Here is a 13,705-nt window from a genome sequence, read left to right on the forward strand (position 1 = left end):
CGTAGCCGGACAGACCGCATAAGTATGTGCAATTTGTGAGTGGGTCAAACCAGTACCACTGACTTCATCTAACTCTAATAAAATCTGACATCTCTTTAGGACGGTTTTACAGGTTTTCTTATCCCTAATAACCTTACGAAGAGCTGACACTTCATTGTCACTGAGTATAATATGATATGTTTTAGGTCTTGCCATAATGAATCACCGCCGTTTCTTTTTAGTATATCATGAAACGGCATGAAGCAAAAGAATAATTGTGTTAAATATAAATATGTCAATACACTAGATATCAATATCACTTATACCGGACGGGAAGATGAATATCCAGAAGAATATACCCTGACAATACAGTCTGGCAGCATGGAGTGTAATTTCAATTTTCGAAGCTATGGCAACTGTGAACCGTTTTTTGTAAAAAATACAGACGGAAGCTGTTATCTGTATCTGTTCACCAGCCATGAGAATGATTACAGCGTTTTACTGATATATAAAATAACAAATTCCGATGTTACCCCTGCTTCTTTAGATAATTTCGCTCCGTTCTGCCTGGAACAGAATTATGAAGAGCTGGAAACCAATCTGGAGAACTCCTATCGTTCGGCTCACAGAACACTCAATTACACCCTTACAAATCCGGAGCATATGATGCTGTCGTCCCGCCTGAGTACACTCAGCACCTGTTTTGGATGCAAGGATTATCACGCAAATGTAGCAGGAGTGCCTCAGTCAGAACAGGATTTCCTCATATCCGATCCTCTGCGCTTTCAGTTAAAACAGGATTTTGAGCTGGAGCTTTGCGGAAAGGACGAAAAGCCGTCCGGCAAAAATCAGATCGTTTCAAAGGGTGCCGTCCTGTATCCCTATGCTACAGACGGAATCAGCTATCTGCTGTTTAAGGATGCAGATGGAACTCTTTTCTATGCAGAGATTGAGGTAAACCAATATCCTCAGCTTATAAATGGTGTTATTGCAGAGGATGTATTTGACGGTATGAGATATGCTGGATGAGTGGAATACTGATCAGCTTCCTGACGGAAGCTTGATGAGCCAAAGCGTTCTAAAAAAGTAAATCAAATAAAAAGCATCATTCACAGAGGCGGTATTTTTTGATACCCCTCTGTTTTTATGTCACAGGAAATTTCTATGACAGGAAAGCGCTCCAAAGAAATCCCCCTGCGGAAAAGAAAAACACGTTCCTCTTTTATGCATATTACATAGTATCTGCTATAAAAAACGAATAATCGCACCATTATTAATAAAGCACCAATAAAATAAAGCAATTTAAAACAAAATAATGCACAAAACTTTGTTGTTTTGCTTATGTATTTAAGACAAAAAAACGGTTAAAAATGTCGGAATAATGAATAAAAAGTAAAAAATAAAAAATTCACCCTTCCGGCAATAAAGAAAAGTAAAAAGATCTAAAACACAAAAAAAGGCCCTCTTGTTATAATAAAGACAACAAAACAAGTGCAGAATGGCTGCAGAATTTTAAGGAGGAACGTGATTATGAAGTTGAAAAAAGGAGTAGCTCTTTTACTGGCGTCAGCAGCAATGGTATCCCTTGCAGGATGCGGAGGAAATTCTGGTGGAAGTGGAAGCAATGCTTCAAATGCAGCAGGGGGAAACAGTGAACTCCCGACTCTGCGTGTAGCAGCAATGCCAACCATTACCAGCCTTCCCACATATTATATCCAGAAAAACGGACTGGATGAAAAAGCAGGCTTTAAAATGGAAGTTACCATGTTTGATACCGGGGCTCCTATGAATGAAGCCCTGGCTGCAGACTTATGGGATGTAGGGCAGATGGGTGCAGCCGCAGTAACCGGCATGGCAAACTATGATGAGCTGATTATCGGTGAAGTTCTGGAATCTACCGATGGACAGGGCGTATTTGTTTCTCCGGACTGTCCTGTAGCACAGGACACTGGTTTTAATCCATCCTTTCCCACTGTGCTTGGAAGCCCGGAATCCGTTTCAGGCATTACCATTTTAACTCCAGTAGGAACTGCTCAGCACTTTACCGTTTTAAAATGGCTGGAAAAGCTGGGAATGGAGCCGACAGATGTCAATATTGTAAACATGGACACCGTACAGGCTTATCAGGCACTGCAGGCCGGACAGGGCGATGCTGCTTCCTTGAATGTTCCTACCTTCTTTGATGCAAAAAACGACGGCATGGTACAGGTTGCTAACCTGGCCGATATGGGTACTCGTTATGTAGATATGATTGTAGGAAACAGAAAGTCACTGGATGGCAAATCTGATGTAATGCAGGGCTATATCAACTGTGCATTAGAGGCCTGTGAAGCCCTGGAAAAGGATCCGGACATGGCAGCAGATTTGCTGGTAGAATTTCTGCAGGATGCAGGTATTGAAACCAGCAAGGAAAACTGTGTAGCAGACCTGAATCGTGTAAACTGGCTGACCAAGGATGAGTGGAAGGGCCGCGAGCTTGGAAACTTCGCAAAGGAATTAGGCGAATTCTATGTAGAGCAGGGACAGCTGGAAGCAAGTGCAACCGAAAAATTCAACACCAATATAATTACTGATTTTGTAAAGGATTACCAGTAAACAATCCATTAAATCGTAACAGTTCAGCCTTGCATCTTCTTGCCCGCTTACAGCGGATAAGAAGCTTTAGGCGTCCGCCTTATGTGGATTCAGTCAGAAAAAGGCAACCTGCAAAGAATGGCCTGCGACAAGGTTTGCTGCAGGCCGTTTTCCTTAGAAATAGGCTTTATGTGTGGAAAGGTGTGAAAAGCGAATGAAGGAGTTATTTCAAAAATATAAGTTTCAGTTGATTTCCGTATGCTCATTTTTGTTTGTGCTTCTGGTCTGGCAGCTGGTTACTGATGTATTCCATCTGGTAAGCCCTGTTATGCTTCCAAGCCCGACAAAAATTTTAAATACGCTTTGGTATAAGCTGACTGGAGGTACAGTACCTGATGGTTCGTCACTGTTCGAAAACATCTGGTCCAGTCTGAAAATCGCCTTGGGCGGTTATGTAGTAGGTGTCTTAATCGGAGTTCCCTTGGGAATCGGAATGGCATGGAGCCGCCGCTTTGAGCTGTTTGCAAAGCCTCTGTTTGATATTATCCGTCCTGTTCCAGCACTTGCATGGATTCCTTTGATGATTTTATGGCTGGGTATCGGTTACGCATCTAAGGTCGGCATCATTTTCTTTGCTGCCTTTATCAGTGCGACCGTAAACTCTTATACCGGAATCCGCCGTACCAGTCAGGTCCACCTGTGGGTTGGAAAAACCTTTGGGGCAACCAATCGTCAGCTTTTGTTTAAGGTGGCAATCCCCACAGCTCTCCCTATGATTTTTACCGGTCTTCGTCTGGCTCTGGGCTCTGCATGGGTTGCACTGGTAGCCGCTGAAATGCTTGCAGCTACAAGCGGACTGGGATATATGATTCAGATGGCCCGTATGCTGGGACGCCCAGATGTCATTATCGTTGGTATGCTGACCATTGGATTTGTAGGACTGCTTTTAAATACCGTTCTGGAAAGACTGCAGAAACGTTTTGTAAGGAGGGGAAGACAGCATGATTGATTCTACAACAAATAGCCGTTTTTCAAATAAACAGTTGATTGTAATCTACACTATTATTTCTCTGGTATCTCTGCTTATTGTTTGGGAGCTGGCTGCCAGATTTACCGGCGCATCCATGTTTCTTCCTCCGGCAAGTCAGGTTCTTGCAGCGTTTTTCAGAAGCTTTGTAGAACCGATTGGTAAACGCACCATGCTGGCGCATGTAGGGGTCAGTCTGTACCGGGTGGCCGTTGCTTTTTTCTTTGCCACGATTGCAGGCATTGCCCTTGGTGTAGGAATGGGATATTCCAGAACCTTTGAAGCTATTTTTAAACCTATTTTTGAATTTATCCGTCCGATTCCGCCTCTGGCATGGATTCCCCTGTCCATCTTGTGGTTTGGGCTTGGCGATACCGGAAAATTCTTCATTATTTTTTTAGGATGCTTCTGTTTCATTACGGTAAACACCTATGACGGTGCAAAAAATGTGGATCCGGAATTAATCGGAGCAGCCCGTATGCTGGGAGCCAACGAACGCCAGGTATTCTTCGAAATTGTGCTTCCGTCCTCTGTTCCTTATATTTTCGCAGGTCTTCAGATTGCTGTAACCGCTGGATGGAGCGCAGTAGTAGGCGCAGAGATGATTCAGTCCAATGAAGGTGTTGGATGGATGATTGTACGTGGAATGAATACCGGAAATACGGTACAGATCATGGTTGGTATCGTCGCAATTGGTATCGTAGGCTTTATACTGGCGAATTTAACCAGTGCATTAGAAAGGAGACTGTGCGCATGGAACGAGCAGAAGGGAATGTAAAAACAGGAGCTGCCGTGCTGGAATGCCGGAATGTAGGACGCAGTTTTGAAAGCTATGATGGAAGCGGACGCAATGAGGTCCTCCGCGGAATGAATTTTGAAGTGCATGAAAATGAATTTCTGGTACTGTTTGGGGCCGGACAGTGCGGAAAAACAACTCTTCTGAATATTTTAGCCGGTCTGGATATGCCGACAGAGGGCGAAGTATATACCCGAGGAAAAAAAGTAACCGGACCTGCTCCTGAGCGGGGGGTTGTTTACCAGAAGACCTCTCTTTTCCCATGGATGACTGTCGAAGAAAACGTTGGCTTTGGACCAAAGGTACGCCATCTTCCAGCTGAAGAGAAAAATTCCAGAGTCAAGAAATATCTGGAATTAGTCGGACTTACTGGATTTGAAAAAAGTTATCCCAGTCAGCTTTCCGGTGGTATGCGCCAGCGCGTAGGAATTGCCCGGGCTTATGCCAATCAGCCGGATATTATGCTGATGGATGAGCCATTTGGTCATCTGGATGCCCAGACCCGTTATATGATGGAGGAAGAACTTCAGAGGATTTGGCAAAAGGAAAAACGAACTGTTATATTTGTTACCAACAATATTGAAGAGGCGCTGTTCTTAGCAGACCGCATTATATTGCTGACAAACTGTCCAACCCATATTAAGAAGGAGTATGTCATCAATATGCCCCATCCTCGTGATTATGTGGATCCTGAATTTTTGCGTCTGCGCCAGTTAATTACCGATAATATGGATCTGACGCTGTAAGAGAGGAGAGAATACCATGCAGGATAATAAAATGCCAAAGGTACAGGTGCGAAATCTGACCAAAAAATTCGGAGATCTTCTTGTTTTAAATGATATTTCCTTTGATGTGCGTTCCGGAGAATTTTTATGCATTGTAGGTCCTACGGGATGCGGAAAAACAACGTTTTTAAATAGCCTGACAAAGCTCTACCAGCCTACGGCCGGCGAAATTTTACTGGACGGGGAACCTGTAGATTTAAAGAAACATAACATTGCCTATATTTTCCAGGAATATTCTACTATGCCCTGGCTGACTGTAGAAGAAAATGTTGGTTTTGGTCTGGATATTAAGGGTGTGGAAAAAGAAAAGGCAAAAGCTCTTGTAAATGAATATCTGGACATTGTGGGATTGACCAAATACCGCAAATACTATCCAGATCAGCTGTCTGCCAGTATGCTTCAGCGTGTTGTAATTGCAAGAGCATTCGCAACCCAGCCGGATTTACTGCTGATGGACGAGCCCTATGGTCAGCTGGATATCCAGCTTCGCTATCATCTGGAAGACGAGCTGATCAGCTTATGGCAGAGAACTGGTACCACCGTTCTTTTCATTACTCATAACATTGAAGAGGCTGTTTACATGGGCGAGCGGATCCTGGTGCTGACCAACAAGCCTACCAGTATTAAATGCGCTATTGACAACAATTTGCCTCGCCCAAGAGACATTGCCAGCCCGGATTTCGTAAAACTTCGTAACGAAGTAACAGATCTGATTAAATGGTGGTAATGGAATAAAACTTTACACCAGACAGACATACTGCTATAATCAGGAGGTGTTCCAATGAAAAAACAGCCAAATATTGTTTTTATTATTTCCGATGACCAGGGCTACTGGTCATTGGGCTGCAGCGGCAACGAGGAAATTATTTCTCCCAATATCGATCGCCTGGCTCAGGAGGGAATGCGCTTTGAAAATTTTTTCTGTACATCTCCCGTCTGTTCACCGGCCCGGGCAAGTCTTTTGACTGGAACGATTCCCTCTCAGCATGGTGTTCATGACTGGCTTCGAGATGATGATGAAAAACAGTCTGCCCTGGAGTATCTGGCAGGACAGTATTCCTATACCAAAGCACTGGCAGAAAATGGATATTGCTGCGCTCTGTCCGGAAAATGGCATATGGGAGCAGCAGGAAAGGTACAGCAGGGATTTACCCATTGGTTCAGTCATAAATCCGGCGGCGGTCCTTATTACGGCGCTCCTATGTACAAGGATGGAGTTCTGTACCGGGAGGAGCGGTATGTGACTGAGGCCATTACAGAGGATGCCCTGGAATTTCTGGATACAAGAAGGGAGCAGGAACAGCCCTTTTATCTTCATGTGGCCTATACGGCTCCCCATGCTCCATGGCTGAACAATCATCCAAAGGAATATACGGATCTTTATAAGGACTGTCCTTTTGAGTCTGTTCCCCATCTTCCCAGACATCCAGACAGTATTTATCTGACAGACGAAGTGGCCAAGGATGAACGTGGCAATCTTATCGGCTATTTTGCAGCTGTAACTGCTATGGACGCTGGCATTGGAAAAATTATGGAAAAATTGGAAGATATGGGAATCGCAGAGGATACTCTGGTTGTATTTACGGCAGACAATGGCTTCTCCTGCGGCCACCATGGCTTCTGGGGAAAAGGCAACGCCACCTTCCCCTTAAATATGTATGAGGAATCCGTAAAGGTTCCGTTTATTGTCCGTCATCCGGGACATATTCCGGCAGGAGCTGTTTGCGATGCGCTGGTTTCTGCATACGATTTTATGCCGACTCTCCTGGACTATCTGGATTTAAAAGCTTCTGATCATGGAAACCGCCCTGGCATGTCCTTTGCCCCGGCCTTAAGAGGCGAAGCTTTTAACCAGCATGAGGAAGTCGTGGTAATGGATGAATACGGCCCAAACCGTATGATTCGAGGCCGCCGTTTTAAATATGTAGCACGGTATCCCTATGGTCCTAATGAACTCTACGATCTGAAAACGGATCCAGGAGAAACAAACAATCTCCTGATGAGCGGAGGCTTTGAAGAGCTGGAGCAGGAAATGCGTCTCCGTCTGGAAACCTGGTTTTCCAAATACGTCAATCCGGAAATCGACGGAGCAAAGGAAGCGGTATTTGGTTCCGGGCAGACCGGACTAGCCGGTTTATGGGGAAAGGGAGTTTCTGGTCATAGCTGTGATGACTATATTAAAGAAAATCCAAACTTTGCACCATACCGAATGAAATAACATCTGGGAGTGAATACGATGAACAAATGGTTTGAAAAAATTTCTGTATGTACCAAGAAACTACGTACTCAGCTTTTTGGAGCCTATTGCTTTGTATTCACTCTCTTTTTTATTGCCGTTTCCCTTCTTGTCAGCGGATCGATACGAGATCTGCTGATCAAACAGATTGGAAGCAACCGAATCGCTGTGCTCAGACAGATAGGAGAGAGAGCCAACCTGATCAAAACCAGCAGTACAACGTTATCGAATTTGTATACCCATGAAATTATCAGCCATGACTTTCTGAACAAACCGCTCTCTGAAAGGGAACATAAAAAAGCCTGGGAGTACCTAGATTCTCAGAAAAAGATTTACGATGAAATTATTGGCCCAATTGGTCATGAGGTGGTCATTTGGGGAGAAAATGGCTTTTTTTACAATTCTGGAGAGATCGATACGGATACCTGGGTATACCAGCCCTGGTATAAAAATCTGCTGACAGCAATGTCTGAGGGCAGTGAAGGAGAGGTTCATTTTTCCCGTACCTTTTCTGCATATAAAAAAGGCGAACGTACATATCAGTTTGCAGCAGGACGGCTTTTAGGCAGCGGAGATGAGAAACATGTACTGTTGATTTTAATTGATGAAAAGCAGCTGGAGGATTTGTATGGATCTGTCCAGGAACAGGGTGGACAGGTTTATCTGTATGATCAAAATGGATTTATTGTCTCTCATTCCAATAAAAAAATGCTGGGAAAGCAGTTTATTGATGTGAATTATATGCAGAAGACCTATGGCACAGAAAATTCCAATATCATCCAAAAGCTGGGAAAGAGTTATGTGCTGTCTACCCACCTGGATCAGAAAACAGGGTGGACCATTGTAGAGGAAAGTCCAACCAAAATCATTCTAGGGGCATTAAACGATACTTACTGGATTATAGGGAGCATTCTGATAACTGGTTTGATTCTTGCGGTTGCTGTATCTGTTTATATTTCCAGACGTATTTCCACTCCTCTGACAGCTCTGAGCGATGCTATGGACAAGTTTGGCAGTCCGGATTTCACGCCGCCCTGTGTGGCAAGAGGGACTCAGGAGATTGACCATCTTCAGGAAAGCTTTAAACATATGGCTGATGAGATTACCAGCCTGATGGAACGGATTCAGGAGAGAGAGAAGCAGAAAAGAGCCCTGGAGGTCAACTTTCTCCGGGCACAGATCAATCCTCATTTTTTGTATAACACCCTGTTTTCTATTCGATGTGCAGTGGAGGTTGGAAAAAATGAACAGGCAGCCAAAATGCTCAGCGCATTTATTGATTTGCTCAGAAGCACTTTAGCTGTAAAAAATACAACCATTCCCTTAAGTGACGAGTTGGAGACAACACGAAAATATCTGGTAGTCCAGAAGCTGCGCTATGGAGAAAAAATTAATTACGAAATTGAGATGCCGAAAGACACAGAGGACTGCATGGTTCCGCCGCTGATTCTCCAGCCACTGGTAGAAAATGCCATTTTCCATGGATTAGAGGCCAAAAGCGAGGCAGGAACAGTCATCATTGAGTCAGCTTTTCAGGGTAATAACCTTCTTCTGACAATTACCGATGATGGGGTCGGGATGGATTCTGAAACCTTAGAAAAAGTACGTGCAAGCCTTCATCAGACAGTAATAAAAGACGCACATTCTATTGGTATGTCTAACGTACACAACCGGATTCGTTTAAACTATGGTGAAGATTATGGAATGTCTATAGACAGCTTTCAGGGAATGGGAACTACCATAACCCTTTTGATGCCTGCCATAAAACAAAAGGAGGAGATACAATGAAAGTTCTAGTGGTAGATGACGAAGCAATGATTTGTGAGTGGCTGCAGTTCTGCATTTCTCAAAATCCGTCCTGCCAGCTGACTGGAGTAGCACACAATGGACAGGAAGCTCTGGAACTGTTTCATCGAGACGAACCAGACCTGATTTTAACAGATATTAAAATGCCGGTAATGGATGGACTGGAATTTCTTCATGCTTTAAAAGCTCTGGGAAGCAGGGCAAAGGTAGTGGTATTAACGGCCTTTTCCGATTTCAGCCTGGTTCGTCAGGCTCTGCGAGATGGAGCGTCTGAATATCTTTTAAAAACAGAAATGCAGAATGATCTGCTTCAGGAGCTGTTAAATCGGATTGCAGGGGAACTGCAACGAAAGAATCATCAGGAAGAGCCCGATGTGGCAAATGTAGCTCAGATACAATCCGTGATCAGCCATATCTTAAGACAGACCAGAGAGCTGAGAGAGGACGATCTGGAACGGCTTCGTCAGTGTGGAATTCGCTGGAGAAACAATGGCTTATTCGCCCTGGCTGTATGGAAGCAGGATATGGAGGAAAACGGCCTTCTATTTCCAGAAGAAAGTCCAGCTCGTCATGTTGCCGGATTTGACTATACAGATCGAGTATATATGATCGTAGGAAATTTCCCAAAAACTCTTAGCATTGCAGAAAAGGCCAGACAACTGACGGAATATGCCAGACACGTACAGGTCATTAATCACTGCATGGTAGGAATTAGCGCCATTACAGATGAAATGAGCCAGATCCCCTTTATGGTCTGGCAGGCATCCTGCTCTCTGGGTGAGGGATTTTACACAGGCAAAAAAAGGGTCTATGAGCCTCAATATCCCTTAAAGGAACTGTTCCGCAGAAATGAGCTGTGGAAAAACACGTTTACTAAATTCCGGGTGCATCTTCATCAGGTTCAGGGAGGACAGCGCTACGAGCTGATAAAAACGTTTTTTGAAGTTCTTCCCAGCCAGAAAATTTTAACAGTTGATCCTCTTTGCAAGCTGTGCCTGGATGCTCTGGATCTGCTGGAATTTGAGGCAAAGGGAAATGGTATTGTTCTGGATCATGCAGAGGAGCTTCATTTACGCCTGCAGCAATGCATTACTCTGGATACAGCAAAAGAAGTTATGCTGGATGCAGCAAAGCAGTGCTGCCTTCCTATAGACGAGCTCCAGCCAAAATCAAAAAATATCTGCCTTGCAGTGGAATATATTAATGCTCATTATGCAGAACAGCTGAGTTTAGAGCAGGTTGCCGCTCAGGTATACTTAAATCCAGATTATTTTTCCAGAGTATTTAAAATCGAAACCGGACAGACCTTTATCAATTATCTGACCGACGTTCGCCTCCAACATTCGGTGCAGCTTCTGGAAAATACAGCACTCCGTGTACAGACCATTGCCCAGCAAGTAGGCTACTACAATGCCAGCTATTTTTCAACTACATTTAAAAAGAAGTACGGCGTCAGTCCGTATGAATACCGACGCAGCGGAAGCTGATATTTCTAGAAAAGGAGAATCTTTATGAAGGCAATTATGGTAATGTACGATTCTCTGAACCGTCATCTGCTTCGCCCCTACGGCTGTCAATGGACCAGAACAGAAAATTTCTCACGCCTGGCAGAACATTCTGTAACTTTTGATAACTATTGGGTAGGAAGTATGCCCTGTATGCCTGCCAGAAGAGAGCTTCATACAGGACGATATAATTTTCTTCATCGGAGCTGGGGACCACTGGAGCCGTTTGATGATTCCATGCCTGAAACACTGAAAAAGTCAGGAATCCATTCCCATCTGATCAGTGATCACTATCATTACTGGGAAGACGGAGGCGCCACCTACCATCAGCGCTATACTACCTGGGAATGTGTACGTGGGCAGGAGGGCGATAACTGGCAGCCTCTGGTGGGCTTTTCTGACGGACCTTCTCCTACCAGAAACGTATGCGGAGAGCCGGAAGACAACTGGGTGATGCAGGATTTTGCCAATCGAACAGCTATGCAGGATGTTTCCAGACAGCCGCAATGTCAAACATTTCAAAAGGGACTTGATTTTCTGGAGCAGAATCACGACAAGGACAACTGGTTCCTTCAAATTGAAACTTTCGATCCCCATGAACCGTTTTTTGCGCAGCCGGAATACCGCAGTCTGTTTCCGGATTCCTACAATGGTCCGTTCTGTGACTGGCCGGATTACCGTCCTGTAAACGAAGAGGACAGTCCGGAATTGATTCAGCATTTGCGCCATCAGTACGCAGCTGTTTTAAAGCTTTGCGATGAAAATCTGGGAAAAATATTAGATGCAATGGATTCTTACGATCTCTGGAAGGATACCATGCTGATTGTTAATACGGATCATGGCTTTCTTTTATCAGAACACGGGCAATGGGCCAAATGTCACTGTCCATTTTACGGAGAGGTTGCCCATACGCCGCTCTTTATCTGGGATCCCAGAAGCCGGAGACAGAATGTGCGAACCAGCCAGCTGGTACAGACCATTGATCTTCCCGCAACACTTTTGGAATACTTTGGCCTGCCTCTGTTTCCTGATATGGAGGGAAAACCGCTTCGCCCTGTGATAGAGCAGGACGTTCCCGTCCGTGAAGGAGGATTGTTCGGAATTTTCGGAGGACAGGTCTGCTGCACAGACGGAACATGGGTCTATATGAGAAGTCCCCTTCCAGATAACCAGCCCCGATATGAATATACACTGATGGTCACCCGCCACGGGGGACGAAGAGCTTTTATCAATCATGATATTCTCAAGTCCATGAAACTTGCTTCGCCGTTTTCTTTTACAAAAGGTATTCCTGTGCTGAAGCTGGAAAGCCGGCAGCAGGTTTCCCAGGCCGGTTATCCCACCATGCTGTTCTGTCTGGAATCAGATCCTGACGAGGAGCATCCTCTGAAAAATATCGCTGAGGAAAGGCGGATGGCAGCTCTGATGAAAAAAATGATGATCGAAAACGACTGTCCGGAAGAACAGTTTATCCGGATGGGATTGTAACCAATGATAACAAATTTTTTTCAGAAAGGCAGAAATACCCTTCTTCAAACTATAGGCTAATAACGAGATGCCACAAAAATAGTAACGGGGTCAGACCCCATTAAAAAAGTATAAACCCTAGAAATGATATTGACCAATGATATCATAAATGATACAATCATAAAAAGTTTAATGGGGTGTTAGAATGGAAAATACGGTTGAAATTTATCAAGAAGAGAAAGAATTAAGGGGGAAACGCCTGGCAGCCTATGCAGAATCGATTCAGGAAAAGGTACAGAAGGATTCAGAGCAGATTATAAAAATACTAGTAGAAGAGAGATACCGCCAGAAGAAGACCCAGCAGGAGATGGCGGATATAACCGGGGTAAGAGCCTCGAACATAGCTAGATTTGAGAAGGCTTCTAGAGTGCCAACATTGCTTATGTTGGAAAAATATGCGAATGCACTGGAAAAGCATATAGAGATTAGAATAACGGAGGATAAATAGTAGTGGGAGATTATCCCGCTGCTGTTTGAAATAATCAATGATGATAGTATTATAAAAGAAAGGATATGAAGAAGAGGATTATGGCTACAGTGGTAAAAAGTTTTGCAATACAAGGAATCGAAGGACATAACGTAGACATAGAGACAAAAATACTGGATGGCCAGCCTATGACCTCCATAATCGGGATGGGTGATACAGCAGTAAAGGAGTCAGCGGACCGAATACAGTCAGCAATTGATGAAAGCGGATATGTATTTCCGAAAAAACGTGTAATTATAAGTCTGGCGCCAGGAGATGTGAAAAAGAGGGGGTCTCATTATGACCTGGCAATGGCAATAGGAGTCTTGTAGGAAGATAATAATATTGCAGCTAAGGATTTGCATCAGTATGCGTTCATCGGTGAGCTGTGTCTAGATGGCGGTCTACGAGCTTGCTGTGGTATTCTTCCGATGATTCTTGCTGCGAAACAATCAGGGATTAAAAAAGTCATTATACCGGAAGTAAATAGGGAAGAGGCAAAATTGGTACAAGGAATTGAAATCTTGGGATTTTCAAAATTAACGGATGTGATTCGTTTTTTGGAAGGGAAAGAAAAATTTGAGGACAGAATTAAAAAATCCTGTGAAAACACACAAAGAAAAGATATGATGTTTGATTTTAAGGACGTGAAGGGACAAAAAGAAATTATTGAGGCATCGCTTTTGGCAGCAGCAGGCGGACATAATATGCTTATGATTGGGGAACCGGGGTGCGGAAAGACTATGATAGCCCAAAGAATCCCAACGATTCTTCCAGAAATGACGGAAGAAGAATGTCTGGAGGTCACAAAGATTTATAGTATTTCAGGATTACTGCCGGCAGGTCATAGTTTAATAAGGAACCGACCGTTCCGGGCACCACATCATAATGCCTCATTGAATTCTTTAATTGGCGGAGGTGTAAATGCAATGCCAGGAGAAGTATCACTCGCACATAATGGGGTATTATTCTTAGATGAACTGGCAGAATTCTCAAGAAGAACA

Annotated in this window: 12 protein-coding genes and 2 pseudogenes; 13 read left to right on the forward strand and 1 reads right to left on the reverse strand. The window is 44.0% G+C overall.

Translation table 11 applies throughout. The features are described 5' to 3' along the window. Positions 1 to 195 (reverse strand): annotated as a pseudogene (locus WKT17_RS15635) (helix-turn-helix domain-containing protein); the annotation flags it as partial. A 42-nt stretch (positions 196 to 237) separates the two neighbouring features. On the opposite strand from WKT17_RS15635, the gene WKT17_RS15640 reads away from it, so the two are divergent. From WKT17_RS15640 to WKT17_RS15700, 13 genes and pseudogenes are all read left to right on the forward strand, one after another. Further along, complete coding sequence (locus WKT17_RS15640; protein WP_173750283.1) at positions 238 to 1,008, forward strand: hypothetical protein; 771 nt, start codon at positions 238 to 240, stop codon at positions 1,006 to 1,008. A 501-nt stretch (positions 1,009 to 1,509) separates the two neighbouring features. After that, the gene (locus WKT17_RS15645; protein WP_173750282.1) at positions 1,510 to 2,574 is read left to right on the forward strand and encodes an ABC transporter substrate-binding protein; all 1,065 of its coding nucleotides are present in this window, start codon (positions 1,510 to 1,512) and stop codon (positions 2,572 to 2,574) included. 193 nt (positions 2,575 to 2,767) lie between these two features. Further along, positions 2,768 to 3,562, forward strand: a complete 795-nt coding sequence (locus WKT17_RS15650; protein WP_173750281.1) for an ABC transporter permease — start codon at positions 2,768 to 2,770, stop codon at positions 3,560 to 3,562. Next, complete coding sequence (locus WKT17_RS15655; protein ID WP_173750280.1) at positions 3,555 to 4,358, forward strand: ABC transporter permease; 804 nt, start codon at positions 3,555 to 3,557, stop codon at positions 4,356 to 4,358. Before WKT17_RS15650 ends, WKT17_RS15655 begins: the two co-directional genes overlap by 8 nt. Next, entirely contained in the window at positions 4,334 to 5,122 is a 789-nt protein-coding gene (locus tag WKT17_RS15660) for an ABC transporter ATP-binding protein (RefSeq protein ID WP_173750279.1), read from the forward strand. Before WKT17_RS15655 ends, WKT17_RS15660 begins: the two co-directional genes overlap by 25 nt. A gap of 16 nt (positions 5,123 to 5,138) precedes the next feature. Beyond that, a complete protein-coding gene (locus WKT17_RS15665) occupies positions 5,139 to 5,888 on the forward strand; it encodes an ABC transporter ATP-binding protein (RefSeq protein ID WP_177959600.1) in 750 nt (249 codons plus the stop codon). Between the two features lie 54 nt (positions 5,889 to 5,942). Further along, entirely contained in the window at positions 5,943 to 7,379 is a 1,437-nt protein-coding gene (locus tag WKT17_RS15670) for a sulfatase-like hydrolase/transferase (RefSeq protein WP_173750277.1), read from the forward strand. A gap of 18 nt (positions 7,380 to 7,397) precedes the next feature. Then, positions 7,398 to 9,185, forward strand: coding sequence for a cache domain-containing sensor histidine kinase (locus WKT17_RS15675; protein WP_173750276.1), 1,788 nt, complete (start codon positions 7,398 to 7,400; stop codon positions 9,183 to 9,185). After that, positions 9,182 to 10,690: a response regulator gene (locus tag WKT17_RS15680; RefSeq protein ID WP_173750275.1), complete on the forward strand. Its 1,509-nt coding sequence runs from the start codon at positions 9,182 to 9,184 to the stop codon at positions 10,688 to 10,690. Before WKT17_RS15675 ends, WKT17_RS15680 begins: the two co-directional genes overlap by 4 nt. A 24-nt stretch (positions 10,691 to 10,714) precedes the next feature. Further along, positions 10,715 to 12,196 carry a sulfatase gene (locus WKT17_RS15685; protein ID WP_173750274.1) on the forward strand — a complete coding sequence of 494 codons (1,482 nt, stop codon included), beginning with the start codon at positions 10,715 to 10,717 and terminating at the stop codon, positions 12,194 to 12,196. Positions 12,197 to 12,380: 184 nt separating this feature from the next. After that, positions 12,381 to 12,683, forward strand: coding sequence for a helix-turn-helix domain-containing protein (locus tag WKT17_RS15690; RefSeq protein WP_173750273.1), 303 nt, complete (start codon positions 12,381 to 12,383; stop codon positions 12,681 to 12,683). A gap of 80 nt (positions 12,684 to 12,763) precedes the next feature. Then, positions 12,764 to 13,192, forward strand: a pseudogene (locus WKT17_RS15695) (magnesium chelatase domain-containing protein); the annotation flags it as partial. Between the two features lie 138 nt (positions 13,193 to 13,330). Continuing rightward, a partial coding sequence (locus WKT17_RS15700) for an ATP-binding protein (RefSeq protein WP_340273587.1) occupies positions 13,331 to 13,705 on the forward strand: 375 nt, incomplete at its 3' end.

Origin of the sequence: Blautia sp. HCN-20427 (assembly GCF_037890365.1) — a bacterium.
Classification (GTDB): Bacteria; Bacillota; Clostridia; order Lachnospirales; family Lachnospiraceae; genus Blautia.